14 protein-coding genes are annotated in these 22,087 nt (G+C 72.9%); 3 read left to right on the top strand and 11 right to left on the bottom strand.

Annotated features, from left to right (window positions below):
- Positions 1-61: 61 nt before the first annotated feature.
- Together mycP and eccB are read right to left on the bottom strand one after the other, a co-directional pair.
- Positions 62-1,336 carry a type VII secretion-associated serine protease mycosin gene (gene mycP / locus OG352_RS31355; protein ID WP_329224032.1) on the bottom strand — a complete coding sequence of 425 codons (1,275 nt, stop codon included), beginning with the start codon at positions 1,334-1,336 and terminating at the stop codon, positions 62-64.
- Positions 1,337-1,365: 29 nt separating this feature from the next.
- Positions 1,366-2,892 (bottom strand): type VII secretion protein EccB, encoded by a 1,527-nt coding sequence (eccB, locus tag OG352_RS31350; protein WP_329221566.1) that lies wholly within the window; start codon positions 2,890-2,892, stop codon positions 1,366-1,368.
- A 225-nt stretch (positions 2,893-3,117) separates the two neighbouring features.
- Here eccB and eccE point away from each other — a divergent pair, with 225 nt between their 5' ends.
- The 3 genes from eccE (at position 3,118) to OG352_RS31335 (ending at position 9,279) form a co-directional block, all read left to right on the top strand.
- Complete coding sequence (gene eccE, locus OG352_RS31345; protein WP_329221564.1) at positions 3,118-4,434, top strand: type VII secretion protein EccE; 1,317 nt, start codon at positions 3,118-3,120, stop codon at positions 4,432-4,434.
- A complete protein-coding gene (locus OG352_RS31340; protein WP_329221562.1) occupies positions 4,431-5,234 on the top strand; it encodes a hypothetical protein in 804 nt (267 codons plus the stop codon). The genes eccE and OG352_RS31340 overlap by 4 nt, the downstream gene beginning before the upstream one ends.
- 376 nt (positions 5,235-5,610) lie before the next feature.
- Entirely contained in the window at positions 5,611-9,279 is a 3,669-nt protein-coding gene (locus tag OG352_RS31335; protein ID WP_329221561.1) for an SCO5717 family growth-regulating ATPase, read from the top strand.
- A 131-nt stretch (positions 9,280-9,410) separates the two neighbouring features.
- On the opposite strand, the gene OG352_RS31330 is transcribed toward OG352_RS31335, so the two are convergent.
- From OG352_RS31330 to rimP, 9 genes are all read right to left on the bottom strand, one after another.
- Complete coding sequence (locus tag OG352_RS31330; protein ID WP_329221560.1) at positions 9,411-10,358, bottom strand: bifunctional riboflavin kinase/FAD synthetase; 948 nt, start codon at positions 10,356-10,358, stop codon at positions 9,411-9,413.
- 209 nt (positions 10,359-10,567) lie between these two features.
- Entirely contained in the window at positions 10,568-14,380 is a 3,813-nt protein-coding gene (locus OG352_RS31325) for a trypsin-like peptidase domain-containing protein (protein ID WP_329221557.1), read from the bottom strand.
- Positions 14,381-14,719: 339 nt separating this feature from the next.
- Complete coding sequence (gene truB / locus OG352_RS31320; protein ID WP_329221555.1) at positions 14,720-15,625, bottom strand: tRNA pseudouridine(55) synthase TruB; 906 nt, start codon at positions 15,623-15,625, stop codon at positions 14,720-14,722.
- Complete coding sequence (gene rbfA / locus OG352_RS31315; protein WP_329221553.1) at positions 15,625-16,074, bottom strand: 30S ribosome-binding factor RbfA; 450 nt, start codon at positions 16,072-16,074, stop codon at positions 15,625-15,627. The genes truB and rbfA overlap by 1 nt, the downstream gene beginning before the upstream one ends.
- A gap of 47 nt (positions 16,075-16,121) precedes the next feature.
- On the bottom strand, positions 16,122-16,415 hold the full coding sequence (locus tag OG352_RS31310) for a DUF503 domain-containing protein (protein WP_329221552.1): 294 nt from the start codon (positions 16,413-16,415) through the stop codon (positions 16,122-16,124).
- 186 nt (positions 16,416-16,601) lie between these two features.
- Entirely contained in the window at positions 16,602-19,760 is a 3,159-nt protein-coding gene (gene infB / locus OG352_RS31305) for a translation initiation factor IF-2 (protein ID WP_329221551.1), read from the bottom strand.
- A 147-nt stretch (positions 19,761-19,907) separates the two neighbouring features.
- Positions 19,908-20,204 carry a YlxR family protein gene (locus OG352_RS31300; RefSeq protein ID WP_329221550.1) on the bottom strand — a complete coding sequence of 99 codons (297 nt, stop codon included), beginning with the start codon at positions 20,202-20,204 and terminating at the stop codon, positions 19,908-19,910.
- A 112-nt stretch (positions 20,205-20,316) separates the two neighbouring features.
- Positions 20,317-21,312 (bottom strand): transcription termination factor NusA, encoded by a 996-nt coding sequence (gene nusA / locus OG352_RS31295; protein ID WP_329221548.1) that lies wholly within the window; start codon positions 21,310-21,312, stop codon positions 20,317-20,319.
- Between the two features lie 2 nt (positions 21,313-21,314).
- Positions 21,315-21,866 carry a ribosome maturation factor RimP gene (rimP, locus tag OG352_RS31290; protein WP_329221546.1) on the bottom strand — a complete coding sequence of 184 codons (552 nt, stop codon included), beginning with the start codon at positions 21,864-21,866 and terminating at the stop codon, positions 21,315-21,317.
- Between the last annotated feature and the right edge of the window lie 221 nt (positions 21,867-22,087).

Genomic DNA, 22,087 nt, shown 5'->3' with positions numbered 1-22,087 from the left:
AAATCGGTGGCCACCGCACGCTTCAACCCGCCCCGATGCACGGTGCGATGGCCGCTGTCTTCTACTCCGCCCCCGCGACCCTCCGCGCCCGACGCCGCGCGTCCCGGATCGCGACCGCTGTGCCGCCCAGGCCCGCGGCCAGGACCGCCGCTGCCACAACCACGTAGGTGGCGAGGCGCGTGTTGCGTTCGTCAGGGGTCTCGCCGATCTGGAACCTCGCGGCGGACGGGGCCTCTGCCTTGCCCAGGCCGTCCTCGGGGCTCGGGGACTCGATGGGACGGTCGTCCTCGGTCAGGGCCCGGACCGGGTCGACGACGCCCCAGCCGACCAGTCGGTCGTGGCCAGCGATCGTGCGTTCCGCGGTCTGTTCGATCTGGGCGACGATCTCGCGTGCGGTCCAGTCCGGGTGCCTCGCCTTGAGCAGCGCGGCCACACCCGCCACGTACGGCGCCGCGAAGCTCGTCCCGTTGTCGGAGCAGTGGCCGCCCTGGGGAACCGTGGAGATCATGTCGACGCCGGGGGCCGCCACGCCCACGAAGTCACCGGACTGGGAGAAGGAGGCGCGTTCGTTGTTGCGGTCGGAGGCGGCCACCGCCAGGACACCGTCGTAGGAGGCGGGATACGTCTCCTTGACGTTGCCGCCGAGGCCGTCGTTTCCGGCCGAGGCCACGACCACGATCCCGGCGTCCAGTGCCGTGTCGATCACCCGCTCCAGGTCGGAGGTGGGCTTGACCGCGTTCGACGTGTCCTGGGAGATATTGACGACGTCGGCCTTGGCATCGATGGCGTACTGGATCGCGGCGGCCAGGGTCTCGGTGGTGCCGTGGCCCTCGGCGTCGTTCTGCTGGACGGGGATGATCGTCGCCTCGGGGGCGAGGCCCACGAAGCCGGTGCCGTCGAGGGGTCGGGCCGCGATGATGCCTGCGACCTTGGTGCCGTGGCCGACGGTGTCCGTCGTGCCGTTCTCGTCGCCCCGCTCGATCGGGTCACCGTCGTCGTCCTTGAGGTTCCTAGGCAGGAGGTTGCGTCCCGCCTTCACGTCCACAGCGTGAGTGAGCTGCGGGTTCTTGACGTCCACGCCCGTGTCGATGACGGCCACTCGGGCACCCTTGCCCTGGGACCGGCTCCACAGTTCGTCCAGAAGGACGCGCTGCAGCGCCCAGGGGCGGCCCGGGTACTCGCCGTTGGGGAACGTGCACTGGTCCGAGTACGGCAGTTCGCCCGCGGCCGGCGCGGCCGGTGCCGCCGCCGCGGGGGGCGCGAGGACCGTCGCCGTGGCTAGGAGGGTCGCGGCCGCCACCAGCGTCGTACGCAGCACCGTCGTACGCGTCGCCATGGTCGTACGCAGCACCCTCGTCCGCCTCCTCACGAGCCCTGCGGCTGGCGTGCCGCCGCCGTCGACAGGCGCGGGCCGGTGGGCAGGAACTCCGACCAGGCGGCCGGGATCGGCGCCGGGTCGACGTCCTTGTAGCCCAGCAGGGTCTGGGCCTGCTTCGCCTCCTGCTGGAGTTGCTCGCGCTTCTTCGCGGTGGTGCCGATGCCCGCGTCGTCCGTCGCGCTGTCGCCGTTGGACTGCAGCACGTAGCGCAGGCCCGTGTCGGTGACCAGGAAGACCGGGCCGGCCTTGGTCTCCTCGCCCTGGAACTGGCGGTAGAGCTGGCCGGAGCCCGGTGTGACGTAGGCACTGGAGGAGCCGGTGGGGAACTGGGCCGGGAACTCCGTGCCCGCCCAGGTGCTCAGGGTCGTGGCGCCCGACCCGGCGTTCACGCCGCGCAGGACGGTGCAGATCGTGCTGCGGCTCCCGGCGGCCGACGACGCCTCGTTGACCGGCAAAGGATCCCCGGTCGGCCAGCGGCGCTCGGTGCCGAAGGCCTGGCCCGGGACGATCGCGCCGGGGCTCGTCTCCCGGGCGTGACCGGCCTGGCCGAGCGGGGCCAGTTCCTTGCTGAACAGCAGAAGTTGGGCGACGAACGCGGACACGGGGGCGACCCGGCCGCTCAACACCACGTAGTACTGCTCCTTGTTGTTGTCGAACGCCTTGAGCACCGTGCCGACCCTGTCGGCCGACTCGTCGAGCGAGCCGGGCACGTCGGCCGATGCGCCCGGCTGCCCGGGAACGTCCGGGAAGGCGATCGGGTCGCCCCGGTGCAGGGTCGCCAGCCATTCCGCGGACACCCGCTGGGGCTCCCGGCCGGAACCGACCACCGCGCGCAGCAGCAACTCGTCGCTCTTGCCGACGGGGTACGCCGTACCGTTCGCGTCGACGACGTAGCGCTTGCCGTCCGGGTCCGCCACGTAGAGCAGTTGGCCACCGTGCAGCCGCTCCGCGCCCTCGGTCGCCTTCTTCTCCCGGGCGGCCAGGACCAGCGCGGCCTTCTGGACGGAGTCCCCGCCCCCCGCGCTCGGCCGCTCGCAGACCACCCAGCGCTTCCCGGTACCGGCCTCGGACGCCGACGGCAGCCGGTCGGGGGCGTACGGAATGCCGACGGTCACGCCGTGCGGGATCTTGCCGCTGTCGAGGACGGACTCCGAGACGGTCACCACGTCGCCCTGTCCCTCGTCGAGGAGCAGTTTGGCGGAGGCCATGTTGAGGACCGGGTGCAGTTGGACCTCTTCGCCGGTCCGCAGGACGACGTAGCGCGTGGTCGACTTGCTCGCGACGATCACCTTGGCGTTGGGCAGATCCCAGCCCTTCGGCGCGGTCGGCTTGAACATGCCCCATGCCCCGAAGACGGCCATGACGATCACCCCGACGACGATGCCGGGCAGGATCGCGCGCAGCGGGCGCGGCGCCCCCTCCTCCGAGCCGTCGGGCGACGGCTGCAGAAAGGCCGCGAGCATCCGGCGCTTCGCGAAGGTGTAGGCGTTGAGCTGGTCGCGCCGAGATGCCATCTGTGCCTGTCTCTCCCCGTTTTCCGGCCGGTCCGCGTGCTCAGCGGCGCCGGTGGACCCGGTTCCCCGTCGCCGATGTCAGAGCGGCCACCTACTATGCCCGGTAACCGTGGGGGCTTGGGGAGCGGGTAGGGTTCCTGGGCCGTCGAGTGCCGTGCGCGGTGCTGGAACACGGTCGAGTCGTGAGCGGAACGGGGAGATGGAGTGAGGGCTTCGGGAACAGGCGTGCGCTCCGTCGGCCGGTCGCGGAACCGGGGCTCCTCGGCAGCGGGTCCACAGCCGCCCGAGCGGTCCCGGCGGTCCGACCGGTCGTCGGCGCCGGGCACGCTCCCCCTCAGGGCACGCGCCGGGCAGGGCGGGGCGTTCCGGTTGCAACGCCTCGTCGTGCTGGAGATCGGGGCGGCCGTCCTGCTCGTCGGCTGGGTGAGCGGGCCCGTGGTGCTGGCGGCGGCGGGGGTGGTCGCCGCCGTGCTGGTGGTCCTCGCCTTCGCTTGTCGTCGTGGCCGCTCGCTGCCGGAGTGGCTCGCCACGGCACGGGAGTTGAAGGCCCGTCGGCGCGTGGCCGCCCGGCTGGAGATACCGCCCGGCACGGAACCGGGGTTCGGCCCGGCCCTGGAGTGCGATCCCGGGCTGCGGACGTACTCCTACGGCGGCCGGGACCGGCGGCCCGTCGGGCTCGTCGGGGACGGCACGTTCGTCAGCGTCGTCCTTCAGGTGGAGGCGGATTCGACCGCGTTGCGCGCCGAGCGTGGCCGGCAGCCGCTGCCGCTCGCCCTGGTGCAGGGCGCCCTGGAGGTGGACGGCATCCGTCTGGAGTCCGCGCAGATCGTGCTGCACACACAGCCCGCGCCCGCGCTGCATCTGCCCCGGCAGTCCGTGGCCGTGGCCAACTACGCGCCCCTGCAGGAGCAGACCGGAGCGCCGGCGGTACGCATCACCTGGATCGCGTTGAAGCTGGATCCGGAGTTGTGTCCGGAGGCCGTGGCCGTCCGCGGGGGCGGTCTGACGGGGGCGCAGAAGTGTGTCGTGCGGGCGGCGGATCACCTCGCGAGCCGGCTGACAGGCGCCGGGTTCCGGGCGACCGTCCTCGACGAGGAGGAGTTGACGGCCGCTATCGCCACGTCGGCCTGCGCCAACCCGCTGGTGACGGCGGAGGCCGGGCGGACCGGGACGGTGGAGCGGCGTACCGAGGAGACCAGCCGGAGCTGGCGTTGCGACAACCGCCGCCACACCACGTACTGGCTGCGCCGGTGGCCCGCGTTGGGCGGGGGCGACGCTCCGTCGCTGCCACAGTTCGTCGCCCTGGTCACGGCCGTGCCCGCGCTCGCCACGACGTTCAGTGTCACGCTCGCGCGCGGTGACCGGCAGGAGGTGTCCCTGACCGGGCACGTCCGGGTGACCGGACGCAGCGACGACGAACTGGTGGCTGCCCGGCGCGCGGTGCAGGGCGCGGCCCGGCACACCGGCGCCGGGCTCACCCGGCTCGACCGGGAGCAGGTGCCCGGCATGCTCGCGACGCTGCCCCTCGGAGGTGCCCGGTGACGGCGACGACGCCACACGGAACCACCGCTTCCGGCGAACCGGAACCGTCCGCCGACCGGTCGGGCCGACCCGCCCGGTCCGGCCGGCCAGGACGCCGCTCGCCGCGCAGCGGCTTCGGCCTGATCGGGCCGCGTCACGGACGGCACTCGGTGTCCGTGGACCAACTGGCGGCGCTCGCGCTGCCCATCGGGGACGACGGTGTCGTCATCGGGGTCGGTGGGGAGGGGCGGCCCGCCGTGCTGGGGATCAACCGGCCCACGCCGTACGACGTCGTCCTCATCGGCGGGCTGTGGACGGCGCAGGTGCTCGCGCTGAGGGCGGCGGCGACCGGAGCGCGGGTGGCCGTGGAGACGGGGCGGCCGCAGGCCTGGGTCCAGATGGTGCACGCGATGGGCGGCGGGCAGAACGGGCTGGCGGTGTACGAGGTGGGCCGGGTGCCCCCGCAGGGCGCCTCGGCGGGCACGCCCGTGCTGGTGGTGCGGGACTGCGGGATGCGCCCGCCGCGCGGGCGGGTCACCTCCGGGCCCTGGCAGTCCGTGCTGACGCTGCTGCCGTACCTCAGTCCCGTCGCCCCACGGCTGATCGGGCAGGCGCGGCTCGTCGGCGTGCAGCGGATCTCTCCGGACGAGGCCGCGGAACTGGGCCGGGCGCTGACTCTGCCCCGGCACGACGTGGAGACCCTGCCCACCCTCGCCGACGGCCTCACCCTGTGGTGCGCCGACCGGGACCGGCAGTATGTGATGACACAGCCCACGGACGCGGAGATCGGGTTGCTGGGCACACCGAGACGGATGGACTGAAGCGGCTGAAGCCGGCTGAGCCGGCTTCTCCCTTCGCCTGTGCGGCACTTGAGCAACTATGGCCGCTTTATCGTGTGGCCCGGAGTGCGTGCGCCGCTCTTTCTCGGAGTGCCTTCGGAGTGCCTGACGTGGTGGACTGGCGCTGAGGGGTGGGCGGGCCTGCCGAGGTGGGCCGTCCGATGATTAGGCTGGTACGGGGCGCGATGCCGGAATCCAGTGGGTGGGCGTCGGCGTCTCCGCGGGGAGGGCCGTATCGGACGACGTCAGACGGCCTCGAAACCCCTTCGGGTGACAAACAAGACACGCAGGAAAAGCAGGACAAGCAAATGGTCGCCACGGCACGGCATGAGGGTGCTCGACCACACCAGGAGGAATTGTGAGCAGCGATCGGGACGGGATCCGCGGGGGCTGGGCCACACCCGGCGATGACCAGCCCGACGCGGAGACGGCCGTCGAGGCGACGGGCGAGTTCACCATCGACTACGCGCCGCCGGCTTGGTACACGCAGAACACGGGCGGCGGGGCGGCGCAGGGACCGGGGGTCGGCGGCGCGGGGGTCGGTGGAGCGGGCCTCGGGGACACGGGACTCCGTGACACGGGGGTCGGTGGAGCCGGGGTGGGCCGCCCTGGTGCGCCGGTTACTCCGGCTGTGCCGGTCGCTCCGCCTGGGCCGGGGTTGCCGTTTGCGCCTGTCGCGCCGCCTGCGCCGCCCGCTCTGGGAGTGCCTGTCGCTCCGCCTGCGCCGGGTGCGCCGGTTGCTCCGCCTGCGCCGGGGATGCCAGTCACTCCGGGGGTTCCGGTCGCGCCGCCCGCACCAGGTGTGCCAGTTGTTCCGGCCGCGCCGGCCGCGCCGGTTGCTCCAGAGGTACCGGTCGACCCGCCCGCGCCGGAAGCGCCAGTCGTTCCGGCCGCGCCGCCTGAGTCTGCGCCAGCGCCTGAGGGGCCGTTCGTGCCGGTCGCGCCGCCTGCTCCGGACGTGCCGGTCAGTCCGGGCGTGCCGGCTGCTCCGGTCGGGCCTCCCGTCGCGGTGCCCGGCCTTCCGGCGGGGAGCGGGTTCGAGCCGCACCCTCAGCCACCACAACAACAGCAGCAGCAGTCCGAGGCGCCGTGGGCGGCCGCAGCCCCTTCCCAGGAAGCCGAGGACAGCGGTTCCGGTAACGGGGACCTGGAGAGCGACGCCACCATGCGCTTCTCCGCGGCCGCCCTCAAGCGGGAGATCGCGGAGCATGCCGCCGCGGTGCAGCCCGAGCCCGAGGGTGCCGAGGCGGCTGCCGCCGACGCCGTGGCGCCCACGCCCGAGGCCTCTCTGCCCACGGAGGGCGTGGAGACGACTGCCGGTTCGGATGTATCGGACGGAAGCGAAGCCGTCGCGGCGGCCACGGACGCCGACGTCAACACCGGTGCCGACGCTACGTCCTTCGAAGGCGACACCGCTCCCGAGGCGGAGGTCGGGGAGGCCGTCTCCGAGACTGCCGTGGACGAGGAGATTGCGGTTCCAGACTCCGATGCCGTGACGGACGTAGTACCAGCACCAGCACCAGCGCCCGCATCCGCATCCGCACCTGAAGACACCGCCGTCGGCGAACCTTCGGACGCCATCCCCGCGGACGCCGTCGAGCCGCAGGACAGCGTGCCCCACGTGCCCCAGGACGCCGTCCCCACCGCACCGCCCGCCTGGACTCCCCCGCCTGCCCCGCAGAGCGAGATGCCTCCGCTGCCGCCGTCGTACCAGCCCGCGGTGCCCTCACCGGCGGCCCAGTGGCCGGCACAGCCGCAGCCGCAGCCGGCCGATGCGGGGCCGCCCGCGCCTGCTCCGCAGCCGCCCGTCCAACCGCAGGCACCCCCGCCCGCGCAGGACGGCTGGAACCTGCCCGCGCCGCAGCCCGGCTACGGCTTCCCGCAGCCCCCGGTTCCCGCGCCCGCGGCGCAGCAGCAGCCTGCCCCGCAGCCGAGCTACGGCTTCCCGCACCCCGGTGACGCCCCGGCCCCCACCCCACCACCCGCCCCCAGCGGCTACGGCTTCCCCCAACAGCACGCCGCCCCGGCGACTCCCCCCGCCGCCCCGCAACCGGCACCCCCAGCCCCCCAACCCCCCACCGACACCCACGCACCCGGCGGCTACGGGTTCCCCCAGCCCCCGGCCCCCGCACCCAACACCCCCGGCGGCTACGGCTTCCCGTACCCCGGTGACGCCCCGGCCCCCACCCCACCACCCGCCCCCAGCGGCTACGGCTTCCCCCAGCCCCCGGCCCCCGCACCCAACACCCCCGGCGGCTACGGCTTCCCGTACCCCGGTGACGGCCCGGTCCCCGCTCCACCGCCCGCCCCCAGCGGCTACGGCTTCCCCCAACCCCCGGCACCGCAGCCCCACCCCCAGACCCAAGCCCAGCCTCCCCAGGGCCAGCAGGCCCCGCACGCCCCGCAGGCCCCCCACAACCCCCAACCGCACCCCGGCTTCCCGCACCCCGGTATCCCACAGCAGCCGGACGGCCAGGCGCCGGGCGCCGCTGCTCAGGGGTTCCCTCAAGGTGCCCCTCAGGGTTTCCCCGGGCAGTTCCCGCAGGCGCAGCAGCCAGCACCACATGCCCCGCAGGAACCCGTCGCCACCCCTGCCCCGGCCCCCGGCACCGCCCCCACCCCCGACGCATCCCACGTCCCGCAGATCCCCCAGCAACCCGTCGACCCCCGCGCCGGGGCCGCTTGGCCGCAGCCGATTCAGCATGATCAGCGGCAGCCGGTCAACCCCGGTATGGCGCCGTTGGGTTACACGGCCGCCGTGGAGCTGTCCTCCGACCGGCTGCTGAACAACAAGAAGCAGAAGGCGAAGAGCGGGCGGCCGTCCGCCGCGTCGTCCCGTTTCAAGCTGGGTGGGAAGAAGGAAGAGGCCGAGCGGCAGCGGAAGTTGGAGCTCATCCGCACCCCCGTGCTGTCCTGCTACCGGATCGCGGTCATCAGTCTCAAGGGCGGTGTCGGCAAGACCACGACGACCACCGCGCTCGGTTCCACCCTCGCCACCGAGCGCCAGGACAAGATCCTCGCGATCGACGCCAACCCGGACGCCGGCACGCTCGGCCGCCGGGTGCGCCGGGAGACCGGGGCGACGATCCGTGACCTCGTCCAGGCGATCCCGTACCTCAACTCGTACATGGACATCCGGCGGTTCACGTCCCAGGCGCCGTCGGGGCTGGAGATCATCGCCAACGACGTCGACCCGGCCGTCTCCACGGCCTTCAACGACGAGGACTACCGGCGGGCCATCGACGTGCTGGGCAACCAGTACCCGATCATCCTCACCGACTCCGGCACCGGTCTTCTCTACAGCGCCATGCGCGGTGTGCTCGACCTCGCCGACCAGCTCATCATCATCTCCACGCCGTCCGTGGACGGTGCGAGCAGCGCCAGTACGACGCTGGACTGGCTGTCCGCGCACGGGTACGCCGAGCTCGTCTCACGGTCCATCACCGTCATCTCCGGGGTGCGCGAGACCGGCAAGATGATCAAGGTCGACGACATCGTGTCGCACTTCGAGACCCGCTGCCGTGGTGTCGTCGTCGTACCGTTCGACGAGCACCTGGCCGCCGGCGCCGAGGTCGACCTCGACATGATGCGGCCGAAGGTACGGGAGGCGTACTTCAACCTCACGGCGATGGTCGCGGAGGACTTCATCCGCCACCAGCAGCGCCAGGGGCTGTGGACCAGCGACGGCAACCCGCCGCCGGTCGCCGCCCCGCCCATGCCGGGCCAGCAGATGCCCGGACAGCCCATGCCCGGACAGCCGGTTCCTGGCCAGCACGTGCCCGGGCAACCGATGCCGGGACAGCCGTACCCTCAGCAGCCCCAGGCACCCCAGCCCGGCCAGCCGTACCCCCCGCAGGGACAGCAGCCCCCGGCCCAGCCGTACCCTCAACACCCCGGTCAGCCCTACCCCCAGCAGCCGCAACAGCCACAGCAGCCGCACCCCGGGTATCCCCCGGCCGGTTACGGCTACCCGCAGCACCCTCAGGCGCCCCAGCCCCAACCCCAGCCCCAGCCTCCCCAGCAGTAACCCCTAAGGGCAAAACGAAGGGCGGCCGGCGTCCCAGGACACCGGCCGCCCTTCCGTCGTTACTGCGCTACCGCGTTACTGCGCTACCGCGTTACTGCGCTACCGCGTTACTGCGCTGCCGCGCTATCGCGTCACTGCGCCGCCGCCACCAACTCCCGGCAGCGCTTCACGTCCTCCGCCATCTGCACCAGCAGCCCGTCCAGCGAGTCGAACTTCGCCTGGCCGCGCACGAAGGCGAGGAAGTCGACGGCGACGTGCAGGCCGTAGAGGTCGAGGCCGACGCGGTCGATGGCGTACGCCTCCACCGTGCGCTCGGTGCCGTCGAACTGCGGGTTCGTGCCGACGGAGATCGCGGCCGGCATCGCCTCGCCGTTGACGTGCAGCCAGCCCGCGTAGACGCCGTCCGCCGGGATCGCGGTGTGCGGCAGCGTCTCGACGTTGGCGGTCGGGAAGCCGAGTTCACGCCCCCGCTGCGCCCCGCGCACCACGATTCCCTCCACCCGGTGCGGGCGGCCGAGGATCTCCGCCGCGCCCTCGACGTCGCCCTCGGCGACCAGTCCCCGGGTCAGGGTCGAGGAGAACGGCCGGCCGCCGCCCGCCTCACCGCACAGCACCAGGTCGACGACCTCGACCTCGAAGTCGTAGACCTTGCCCTGTTCGGCGAGGACCTCGACGTTGCCCGCCGCCTTGTGGCCGAAGCGGAAGTTCGGGCCCTCGACGACCGCCTTGGCGTGCAGCTTGTCGACCAGGACCTTGACCACGAAGTCCGCCGGGGACAGCTTCGAGAACTCGGCCGTGAAGGGGAGGATCAGCAGCGCGTCCACGCCCAGTTCGGCCATGAGTTCGGCGCGGCGGTGGTGCGGGGCGAGCAGCGGCGGGTGGCTGCCGGGGCGGACGACCTCGCTGGGGTGCGGGTCGAAGGTGACGATGACGGAGGGAACACCGAGTTCACGGGCGCGCTCCACGGCGTGCCGGATGATCAGCTGGTGCCCGCGGTGGACCCCGTCGTAAGAACCGATGGTGACGACGCTGCGTCCCCAGTCCTCGGGGATGTCCTCCAAGCCACGCCAGCGCTGCACTGTGACCGCTCCTCGAACCCGTGTCCGTATCTTTCATTGCCTCTTACGCAGGTCTAAGAGTGCCATGCCGGGTGCCCCCGGCCCGCATCGGCATCAAGGCTGTGAGTCGACCCACGTATGTCACCCCACGTAGGTCGACCAAGTGAGCCGACCCACGTAAGTCGAGCCACGTAAGTCGACCCCGACGAGCCGGCGCGTCCGTGCGCGTCTCAGGCCGGCACCCGCACCCCCGCCAGGTTCTCGATCATCCGGCGGGTGCTGGGGCCGACCACCCCGGCCCACTCCCCCGGCGCGTCCGTGAGCCAGTGCACCACCTGCGCGGCGAAGCCCGGCACATGTCGCCCCAGGTCGACCAGCCCGCGGTCGAAGCGGGTCGCGCCGTCCGGGGTGCGGACGAGGAGCAGGCCGGTGCGGTGGACGAGGTCGCGCAGGTCGTCGCCGGTGCGCCCGGCGGCCCCGTACAGGACGGCGTCCAGGACGGCGGGGGTGTGTTCGTGCGCGAGGAGGAGTTCAAGGAGTTCGCGACGCAGCGGACGTGAGTCCGGGGTGCCGGGCGCGGCCAGTACGCCGGCCAGCGCGGCCCGTACCTGCTCCGGGCCACCGGCCTCCAACAGGCCCGTGACCAGCGGGAGAAGGACGGGACGGGCGGACGGGCCGTGGTCGAGGCGCCGGTCGACGTACGCGGCCACGTGCCCGGCGGTCTCCGGCCGCCGCTCCAGCGCCTCCCGGACGAGGACGGCGACCCGGTGGGCCAGCGCGGGCGTGGTGACGTCGGCGAGCGCGCGCAGGATCCTGCCCGCTTCGGCGCGGTCGGGACCGCCGCACAGCCGCGCCCGGAAGGCGTCCAGGACCGGCTCGGGGTGGGTGCCCAGGGCGGCGAGCAACGCGCTCGGCGGCAGGTGCTCGTCGCCCGCCGCGAACCGTCGCAGCGCCTGCGGGAGATGCCGGGGCCGGGTCTCGGGGTCCCGGACGAGGAGGGCGAGCGCACCGCTGTGCAGGGTGTGGTCGGAGGGGCGGGTGAGCAGGGCGAGGGCCGCATCGCGCAGCAGTCGGCGGTCGGCTTCGGTCGTCGCGTGCGGGGCGACGCGCAGTCCGTACGTCACCGCCGCGGCCCGCCGGGCCGGCCGCTCGTCGTGCGCCCACCGGTCGACGGCCCGGCACAGCGCGGACGGCTCCTCCTCCGCCAGCACGCCGAGCAGCTCGTCGGCACGGTGGTGCGCGCAGTCGACGAGGACCTCCGTGAGGTCGTCCGGCGCCCGTTGCCGGTGGGTGTGCAGCAGCGCCTGCGCGGCCGTCGCCACGGTGGCGTGCGGCGTCGCGGGCAACGGCCGCTCGTCGTCGAACCAGTGCGTGAGGTACGGCTGTACGGCGACGGGGTCGACGGCGAGGAGCCGGGCCACGGCGTCGAGGTAGCGGGGCGGGTCCGCGTCGTGCGGGGCGCCGTCGGCGAGGACCAGACGGCGCAGGAGGTCGAGCCGGGCGTCGGGCGGAAGCGCGAGCTCCGTCCAGAAGGAGGGCCCGAACTCCGCACCCCGACTGCCCTCTCCGGCACCCGCACCCATCCCCGCCCCCATCCCTTCAACCATCTCCATCCCCTCGCCCATCCCCTCGCCCATCCCCACCCCCGTCTCCATGCCCGCGCCGATGCGGTCCGCCAGCAGGCGCAGGACGCCCGTGTACGGCGTCGCGTCGGGGAGCCGCGAGAGGGTCTCGGTGAGCAGTCGGGCGGCCCACCACGAGTCCGGGTCGGCTTCCAGGGCATGGGTCAACTCCCGCAGCCGGGCGGCGAGTTGGTGTGCTCCCTGTTGCCGGGCGACCAGCAGCAGGGCCTGGACGACGGGGCCGATGCGGTGGTGCGGGACGGGCAGCCGGTGGCCGCCCTCCTCCGGGATGCGGCGGCGGTGGACCAGGGCGCGCAGGGCCTCGTCCAGGTCGAGGTGGACGCCCTGGATCCAGTCGGCGAGTTCCTCGTGGGCGAAGCGGTAGCCGGTGCCGGCGGGCACGAGGAGGCCCTCGGTGAGGACGGCGGACGCCCAGCCGGTGCCGCCGCCGAGCCGGGCGGGCGCGGGTCCCCAGGGGAACACCGCCTCGAACGACGCCCGGTCCAGCTCGCCCTGTCCCGGCCCGAGACTGCGGCGGGCGGCTTCGTGCACCTGCCCGGAGACCTTCGCCGCGAGGCGTCGTACGGCCGTGCCGCGCAGCCCGTTCTCGGCGGCGAGGCGGACCGCGATGCGCAGGCACATCAGGTCGAGGTGAGCGGCGAGGACGTCGTCCCGGTCGACGGGGTCCTGGGCCGGCGGGCCGGGGAGGGCGGCGCGGATCTCCGAGAGGAGGCGGAGGGTGAGCGGGTGCCGGGCGTCGGGGGCGGCGAGCGCGTCCTCGGGGAGGCCGTAGCGGGCGCGGGCCTCGCGCGCCTCGTCGGGGGTGAGGTCGCCGAGGCGGACGCAGGGCGGGAGCGGGTCCCCGGCCGCCGCGACGCCGTACAGCATCTCCGGCGGGAACTCCGCGCCCGCCCGCTCCCAGTACTCCCCCCGGCACGCCACCACCAGCCGCGCCCCCGTCTCCCGCAGCCAGTCAGCCGTGCCCTCGGTCCACTCGGCGAGCCGGTGCGCGAGGACCGGGGGCATCTCCTCGGGACCGTCGAGCACGAGCAGCAGGGGCCGCCCGACGGCCCGCGCGAAACGGGCGAGCCGCTCGGGGGTGACGTCCCCGAGAACGGCGGGGTCGGCAGGCCCGACCCAGGCAGAACCCTCTGCTCGCCCCGAAGCCGCAGCCGATACCGGCCCCGATCCCGATCCCGATCCCGAAGCCGCCACGATGCGCGCCGCCCGGGTCAGGGTGCGGCGGGCCGCGTCGGCGAGTGAGTCGTCCTCGTCGCTCAGGTCGGCGCCGCGCAGCCACAGGGTGGGGGCCGGCCGCGCGCCCCGGTTGCGGCGGGCGGCGAGGGCCGCGAGTTCCGTCGTACGGCCGCTGCCCGGTGTGCCGACGAGGCCGAGGACGGCCGCCGGGCTCGTCGCGAACCCGGCGAACTCCCTTGCCGGCAGCGCCCGTTCGACCGGTTCCGGTGGGACGGCCCGGGAACCGGCTCCGGTGCGGCCGAGGTCCCCGGACAGCGCGCCGGACAACGCACCGGGCGGCCCGTCCGAGCCGACCGACGTGGCCGTGAGTTCCAGGACGCCCGCCAGGTTGAGGTCGGCCCCGTACGCGGGGACGGTCGCCGCGTTGCGGGCGAGCAGCTCGGCGAGGGGGCCGCCGCCCGGAGCCGACGCCGAAGCCCCCACCCCCACCTCTGACGCCCCACCGCCCCCCGCGGTCGCGTCGGTCTCGTCCGCAACCCGGGTGCGCGGACGGAGCAGCACCGCGAAGCCGGTGTCGCGGTGGTCGGACCGGAGCGCCGTGCCGAGGACGGCGACGACGGTGCCCGTCTCGGCGTCGAGGACCGGCCCGCCGGCCGCGCCGCCACCCGGCCGCAGCGCGTCCCGCCCCGCCGTGCCGATCGCCAACTCCAGGGCACCGCCGAGGAGATGACAACGGTCGCCGGCCGTGTACGTCACCGGCGTCTCGGCCAGCGCCCGCGCCTCGCGCCAGCAGCCGGCGGCCAGCCGGACGTACCTGCCGGGCTCGACGCCCTCCCGCACGGTCACCGGCAGGGGTTCCACGCCGAGGCCCTCGGTGCGAACGATGGCCAGGTCCAGCTCCGGGAGAGGGGTCACCGCGTCGGCGCTCACCACGCAACTGCTGTCGTCCGCGGCGTGCAGGACGAGCCGGGACAGGCCGTCGACGGCCTCGTGACTGGTGATCACCGTGCCGTGGTGGTCGGCGACGAAGCCGGTGCCGCGGGGGCGCCCGGCGAGGTCCCGGACGCGGACGAGCGAAGCGTCTGCGGAGGGGACGGGGGCAGGGCCGGAGGCAGCTCCCGTGGACACGCCTGTGGATGCTCCAGTGGAGACGTGTGTGGAAGCGCCCGTGGGTTCGGTGTGTGCGCGGTGGCCGCCGCCGGTCCGCGGGCCCCGTCCCGCCATCGTCGTACCTCCCCGCCGCGCCCGCGTACCTTCGGTTCGACGGTAGGGGCGGGATGATCAGCGGGACAGATCGCAGAGCGAACGCGCCCCCCTGCACTCCCTCGGTTCACTCCGAGCGCCTGCCCGGACGGGTGAATGAACGGGGGCTGTTGGACACACCTTAGGGGTGGGGGAACCGAGGGGGACCGTGGAGCGGCGGCGCAGCACAACCCCGTGCTCGCCGCTCCACGGGCGGAGCGGACAGAGCAGGCAGACCAGTTGGACCGAGCCGGCAGGTGCACCGAGCCAACAGGTGGACGGAACGGACAGGCGAACAGAGCGGGCAGGGCGAAGAGCGGCTCAGGCCAGCACGGCCAGGCTCTTCGCCTTCCCCTTCTGCTCCTCCACCAGGGCCAGGAAACGGCCCTCGGGGTCGAAGACGGCCACGGTGCCCACGCCGACGTATTCGTCGGGCATCTCCAGGCGTACGCCGTTGAGGAGCAGCCGGGCCCGCTTGTCGTCCACGTTCCAGCGGGGGAACGCGGCGGCCGCGGCGTCGGCGATCGGCATCACGGTCAGCTCCTGCTGGAGCTGGTCGAGGGTCTTCGCCGAGTCCAGCTTGTAGGGGCCGACGCGGGTGCGGCGCAGGGCGGTGAGATGGCCGCCGACGCCGAGGTCGGCACCCAGGTCGCGGGCGATGGCGCGGATGTAGGTGCCGGAGGAGCAGACGACGGACACGACCAGGTCCAGCACCGGGGTGCCGTCCTCGGCGACGGCGTCGCGGACGTCGTACACCGAGAAGGCGGAGATGGTGACCGGGCGGGCCGGGATCTCGAAGTCCTCGCCGTCACGGGCCCGCTTGTAGGAGCGGACGCCGTTGATCTTGATGGCGCTGACCTTGGACGGCACCTGCATGATGTGGCCGCTGAGCTTGGCGATGCCGGCGTCGATCGCGTCCCGGGTGACCTTCGAGGCGTCTGCACGCCCCGTGATCTCGCCCTCCGCGTCGTCCGTCAGGGTCGTCTGGCCGAGCCGGATCGTGCCCAGGTACTCCTTCTCGGTGAGCGCGAGGTGCCCGAGGAGTTTGGTCGCCTTCTCGATGCCGAGGACGAGGACGCCCGTCGCCATCGGGTCGAGCGTGCCGGCGTGGCCGACGCGGCGGGTCTTGGCGATGCCCCGCATCTTGGCCACGACGTCGTGCGAGGTGAAGCCCGACGGCTTGTCGACGATGACAAGGCCGTCGGGCGGGGTCTGCTTGCCGTTCATCAGGCGGAGTCGTCCGTCTCGTCCTCGTCACCGGGCTTCTTGTACGGGTCGGCCTCGCCCGCGTACCCGGCGCCCGCGGACGCCTCGCGGACCTTCTCGTCGGCGGCGTGCGCCTTGTCGAGGAGGTCGTCGATGGTGCGGGCGTTGTCCGGCAGGGCGTCGGCGACGAAGGCGAGCGTCGGCGTGAACTTCACGCCGGCCGCGCGGCCGACCTCGGAGCGCAGGATGCCCTTGGCGCTCTCCAGGCCGGCGGCCGCGGCCGCACGCTCCTCGTCGTCCCCGTACACGGTGTAGAAGACGGTCGCTTCCCTGAGGTCACCCGTGACGCGGGTGTCCGTGATGGTGACGTGGGAGCCGAGCCGCGGGTCCTTGATCCCGCGCTGCAGCTTCTGGGCCACCACCTGCTGGATGAGGTCCGCCAGCCTCTTGGCGCGCGCGTTGTCGGCCACTGGTCCGTCTCCCGTTCTTTCTTCTTCTTGCGTTCTTGTCTGGTCGGTCAGTCGTCTTCGCCGTGGAAGCGGCGTCTGACCGACAGCAGCTCCACCTCGGGGCGGCCGGCGACCAGCCGTTCACACCGGTCCAGCACATCGGTCAGGTGCTCCGCGTCACCGGAGACCACGGCGAGGCCGATCCGGGCCCTGCGATGGAGGTCCTGGTTGTCCACCTCGGCCGCGCTCACCGCGTACTTGCGCTGGAGCTCGGCGACGATCGGACGGACGACGGAGCGCTTCTCCTTCAGCGACCGTACGTCGCCGAGGAGGAGGTCGAAGGACAGAGTCCCCACGTACATGTGTGTAACCGGTTCACCCGCCGGTACGGGATCGATGGCCCTGCCGTCCATGGGACAGGGACATCAAGAACGGTACAACGATCCGGGCGGCTGCTCGACAGGGTTTTTACCCCGCCCATGCGTGCGCCGGACGCCGCACCGGCCGACGGGGAGCGATCCCCGTCGGCCGGTGCGAACCACGGCTGGTTACGACCGCGGCTTCTCCCGCATCTCGTATGTCGCGATGACGTCGTCGATCTTGATGTCGTTGAAGTTTCCGAGGTTGATACCGCCCTCGTAGCCTTCGCGGATCTCGGTGACGTCGTCCTTGAAGCGACGCAGGCCCTCGATGTTGAGGCTCTCCGCGATGACCTTGCCGTCGCGGATGAGTCGGGCCTTGGTGTTGCGCTTGACCTCGCCCGAGCGGACCAGGACACCGGCGATGTTGCCCAGCTTGGACGACTTGAAGATCTCGCGGATCTCCGCCGTGCCGAGCTCGACCTCTTCGTACTCCGGCTTCAGCATGCCCTTCAGGGCCGCCTCGATCTCCTCGATCGCCTGGTAGATGACCGAGTAGTACCGGACGTCCACGCCTTCGCGCTCGGCCATCTGCGCCGCGCGGCCGGCCGCACGGACGTTGAAGCCGATGACGATGGCCTCGGAGCCCATGGCCAGGTCGATGTCGGACTCCGTGACCGCACCGACGCCGCGGTGCAGGACGCGGATGTCGACCTCTTCGCCGACGTCCAGCTGGAGCAGGGAGGACTCGAGGGCCTCCACCGAACCGGAAGCGTCACCCTTGATGATCAGGTTCAGCTGCTGGACCTCGCCGGCCTTCAGGGCGGCGTCCAGGTTCTCCAGGGAGAACCTGCGCGTGCGCTTGGCGAAGGCGGCGTTGCGCTCACGTGCGGCGCGCTTCTCGGCGATCTGGCGGGCGGTGCGGTCCTCGTCGACGACGAGGAAGTTGTCGCCCGCACCCGGGACGTTGGTCAGGCCCAGGACCTGGACCGGCGTCGACGGGCCGGCCTCGGCGACGTTGTTGCCGTTGTCGTCGAGCATGGCGCGCACCCGGCCGTAGGCGTCGCCCACGACCATCGTGTCGCCGACCCGCAGCGTGCCTCGCTGGACGAGGACCGTCGCCACGGCACCGCGGCCGCGGTCGAGACGGGACTCGATCGAGATGCCCTGCGCGTCCTGGTGCGGGTTGGCACGCAGGTCGAGCGAGGCGTCCGCGGTGAGGACCACGGCCTCCAGCAGGGAGTCGATGTTCAACCCCTGCTTGGCGGAGATGTCGACGAACATGGTGTCGCCGCCGTACTCCTCGGCCACCAGCCCGAACTCGGTGAGCTGACCGCGCACCTTGGTCGGGTCGGCGCCCTCGACGTCGATCTTGTTGACCGCGACGACGATCGGGACGTCGGCCGCCTTGGCGTGGTTGAGCGCCTCGACCGTCTGCGGCATGACGCCGTCGTTGGCCGCGACGACCAGGATCGCGATGTCCGTCGACCGGGCACCACGGGCACGCATGGCGGTGAACGCCTCGTGACCCGGGGTGTCGATGAAGGTGATCGCGCGGTCCTCGCCGTTGACGTCGGTCGAGACCTGGTAGGCACCGATGTGCTGGGTGATGCCGCCGGCCTCGCCCGCGATGACGTTCGTCTTGCGGATGGCGTCGAGCAGTCGGGTCTTACCGTGGTCGACGTGACCCATGACGGTGACGACCGGGGGACGGACCACCAGGTCGTCCTCGTCGCCCTCGTCCTCGCCGAACTCGATGTCGAAGGACTCGAGCAGCTCGCGGTCCTCCTCCTCGGGGCTGACGATCTGAACCAGGTAGTTCATCTCGCCGGCGAGGAGGTGCAGCGTCTCGTCGGAGACGGACTGCGTGGCCGTGACCATCTCGCCGAGGTTCATCATCACCGCGACGAGCGACGCCGGGTTGGCGTTGATCTTCTCGGCGAAGTCGGTGAGGGACGCACCGCGCGACAGGCGAATGGTCTCGCCGTTGCCGCGAGGCAGCATCACGCCGCCGACCGACGGGGCCTGCATGGCCTCGTACTCCTGGCGCCTCTGCCGCTTCGACTTGCGACCGCGACGCGCGGGACCGCCGGGGCGACCGAAGGCGCCCTGCGTGCCACCACGGCCACCGGGACCGCCGGGACGACCGCCGAAACCGGGACGGCCACCGCCGCCACCGAAGCCGCCGCCACCGCCGCCGGGGCCACCGCCACCGGGACGACCGGCGAAACCGCCGCCGCCACCCGGACGGGCACCGCCGCCGGGACCGGCCGGACGGCCGGCGAAGCCGCCGCCGCCACCGGGACGAGCGCCGCCGGGACGACCGGCACCGCCGCCGCCACCCGGACCGCGGCCGCCGGGGCCGCCGCCGGGACGCGGGCCGGCAGCGGGACGCTGCGGCATCATGCCGGGGTTGGGACGCGGACCGCCGCCGGGACGCGGACCGCCGGGGCCTGCGCCCTGCGGGCGGGGCATGCCGCCCGGGCTCGGACGGGCGCCGCCCGGAGACTGCGGACGGGGACCGCCGCCCTGGCCGCCGGCACCCTGCGGACGGGGACCGGCACCGGGAGCGCCGCCGGGGCCGCTGGGGCGCGGAGCGCCCTGCGGACGGGGCGCCTGCGGGCGTGCCATACCGGCGTTGCCGCCGGAGGTGAAGGGGTTGTTGCCCGGACGCGGACCCGACGGACGGGCACCGCCCGGACGCGGGGCGCCGGCGCCACCGGGGCGCTGACCCTGCGCTGCGGCGGGACGCTGACCACGGTCACCGCGATCACCGCGGTCGGTGCGCTCGCCACGGTCCTGCTGACCCTGACCCTGAGCGGGCGCGGGACGGCCGGCGGGGCGGGGCGCGCCGGGGCGCGGACCCTGCGCTGCGGCCGGACGCTGACCGGACTGGGCCGGGGCGGCGGACTGCGCGGGGGCGGGGGCCGGGGCAGCCGGCGGAGCGGTGAACTCCGGGGCGGCCGGGGCCGGACGCGGCGCGGGCTTGGGGCCCGGACGCGGGCCGGAGGCAGCCGGCGCGGGGGCCGACGAGGCGGCCGGAGCCACCGGGGCAGCCGGAGCCGCGGGCGTCTGGGCCGCGGCGGGCTTGGGGGCGGCCGGCCGCGGAGCGGCCGGACCCGGACGGGCCGCCTGCGCCGGGGAAGGCGCGCCGGGCCTGGGAGCAGCCTTGCGGGGGGCGGGCTTGCCGCCGCTCTGGAAGGCGTCAGTCAGTTTGCGTACAACGGGCGCTTCGATGGTCGAAGACGCCGAACGGACGAATTCACCGAGTTCCTGGAGCTTGGCCATGACGACCTTGCTCTCAACCCCGAACTCCTTGGCGAGTTCGTATACCCGGACCTTAGCCACTTCGCTCCTTTTAGGTCCGGGTGCGTCCGGACCGTCGCTACTTCATGGGCGTACTCATCGCGTGCTCATCGAGTGCTCATCGCAATCTCGACCTACTTCCAACTCGCGGGGTACCAGAGCCGCACGGAGGTTCCGTACGACGCCTTCTTACTGTGTTGCCTCCTCGGCAACGTTCGTCTGCTCGACGTATTGGCGCAACGCCTTTGTGTCGAGCGCTCCTGGGGCACGCAGCGCCCTCGTGAACGCCCGGCGGCGGACCGCCTGGTCGAGACAGACCGGGGCGGGATGCAGATACGCACCCCGGCCGGGCAGCGTACCGCGAGGATCGGGGACGCATGCGTCCTTGATCGCCACGATGCGCAGCAGCTCCGTCTTGGCCGCTCGCTCCCGGCACCCCACACAGGTGCGTTCAGGGCATGCTCCGGCGTGCGTCCGGCCAGACACTGTTAAGTCTACCTCCCCGCGGCAGCCTCACCCCTTTGGGTCAGGATTCGAACAGTTGCCGCGTTACATCTGTCGTGATCTGAGCCTCCGCAGGCCGAGATCTGTTCCCCCGCTACTCGGCAGGCTGTTCGGTCTGTTCGGTGTCCGGACGGATGTCGATCCGCCAGCCGGTCAGGCGGGCGGCGAGCCGGGCGTTCTGCCCTTCCTTGCCGATCGCCAGGGACAGCTGGTAGTCCGGCACCGTCACGCGCGCGGAGCGGGCCGCGAAGTCGACGACCTCGACCTTGGAGACCCGGGCCGGGGACAGCGCGTTCGCGACCATCTCCGCCGGGTCGTCCGACCAGTCGACGATGTCGATCTTCTCGCCGTTCAGTTCGCCCATCACGTTGCGCACCCGGCCGCCCATGGGGCCGATGCAGGCGCCCTTGGCGTTCAGACCCGAACGGGTGGACCTGACGGCGATCTTCGTGCGGTGACCGGCCTCGCGGGCGATGGCGGAGATCTCGACGGAACCGTCGGCGATCTCCGGCACCTCCAGGGCGAAGAGCTTCTTCACCAGGTTGGGGTGCGTCCGCGAGAGCGTCACGGACGGGCCGCGCACGCCCTTCGCCACCCGGACGACGTACGACCGCAGGCGCAGGCCGTGCGTGTACGTCTCGCCGGGGACCTGCTCCTGCACCGGCAGGATGGCCTCCATCTTGCCGATGTCCACGAGGACGTTCTTCGGGTCGCGGCCCTGCTGGACCACGCCGGTGACGATGTCGCCCTCACGGCCGGCGTACTCGCCGAGCGTCGCGTCGTCCTCGGCGTCGCGCAGGCGCTGCAGGATGACCTGCTTGGCCGTGGTGGCGGCGATCCGGCCGAAGTCGGACGGGGTGTCGTCGAACGTGCGGGGCTCCTGCCCCTCCTCGATGTCGTCGGGGTCCTCCTTCGCCCACACGGTCACATGTCCGGTCTCCCGGTTGAGCTCCACGCGCGCGTGACGGCGGCTTCCCTCGGTGCGGTGGTAGGCGATGAGGAGGGCCGACTCGATCGCCCCGACCAGCAGGTCGAAGGAGATCTCCTTCTCCCGCACCAAGCCCCGCAGGGCACTCATGTCGATGTCCACGGCTACGCCTCCTCTTCCTTCTCGTTCTCGTCGTTGTCGTCGCGCTTGTCGTTGTCGTCGTGCTTGTCGCTCTTGTCCTTGCGGTTGAACTCGACCTGCACGCGTGCCTTGTCGATGTCGCCGAAGGCGAGTCTGCGGGCGGTGGCCTTGCGGCCCTTCACGCCGGGTACCTCCAGACCGAGTCCCTCGTCGTCGACCTCCAGGATCCGCGCGACCAGTTCGTCGCGGCCCTCGGTGAGCTGGAACCTGACCAGCCGGTCGACGGCGCGCACGTAGTGCCGGTGCTCGGTGAGGGCGCGCTCCGCGCCCGGGGTGCCGACCTCGAGGGTGTACTCGCCCTCGCCCATCGCGTCCGTCTCGTCGAGCTTCGCCGAGAGCGCGCGGCTCACATCGGCGATCTGGTCCAGGTCCGCCCCGGTGTCGGAGTCGACGACGACGCTCAGCACCCGCTTGCGTCCGACGGAGTCCACCGTGATCTCTTCGAGGTCCAGCCCCTGGGAGGCGACGAGCGGTTCCAGGAGCTCTCGCAGCCTCTCGCTCTGGGTGGTGCTCATCCGGGTGACTCCTCGGCCGCGTGTGCTGTTGTGGTTTGGATCGCGTGTCTGGTCAAAGGGTATCCGGTCGCAGGGTGTGTTGCCGTCCACCTGTGCACGGAGGGTGGCCGGGCATGCGGCGAAACGGTGCCGCTGAGTGATGGGGGCCGGGTGCGCGGGTACGGTGATCACGGGCCTGCCGCCCTTCTTGGTGTTTCTTTCGTACGAGTTCCCCGAGGACG

The organism is Streptomyces sp. NBC_01485, from assembly GCF_036227125.1.
Lineage (GTDB): Bacteria > Actinomycetota > Actinomycetes > Streptomycetales > Streptomycetaceae > Streptomyces.
The sequence above is the reverse complement of the archived record's forward strand: the minus strand, read 5'-3'. Positions and strand labels throughout refer to the sequence as shown.

Excerpts from the sequence above, each read along its gene's own strand:
- mycP (WP_329224032.1), bottom strand. The coding sequence starts at position 1,336 with ATGGCGACGCGTACGACGGTGCTGCGTACGACGCTGGTGGCGGCCGCG.
- eccB (WP_329221566.1), bottom strand. The coding sequence starts at position 2,892 with ATGGCATCTCGGCGCGACCAGCTCAACGCCTACACCTTCGCGAAGCGC.
- OG352_RS31325 (WP_329221557.1), bottom strand. The coding sequence starts at position 14,380 with ATGGCGGGACGGGGCCCGCGGACCGGCGGCGGCCACCGCGCACACACC.
- truB (WP_329221555.1), bottom strand. The coding sequence starts at position 15,625 with ATGAACGGCAAGCAGACCCCGCCCGACGGCCTTGTCATCGTCGACAAG.
- OG352_RS31310 (WP_329221552.1), bottom strand. The coding sequence starts at position 16,415 with ATGTACGTGGGGACTCTGTCCTTCGACCTCCTCCTCGGCGACGTACGG.
- rimP (WP_329221546.1), bottom strand. The coding sequence starts at position 21,866 with ATGAGCACCACCCAGAGCGAGAGGCTGCGAGAGCTCCTGGAACCGCTC.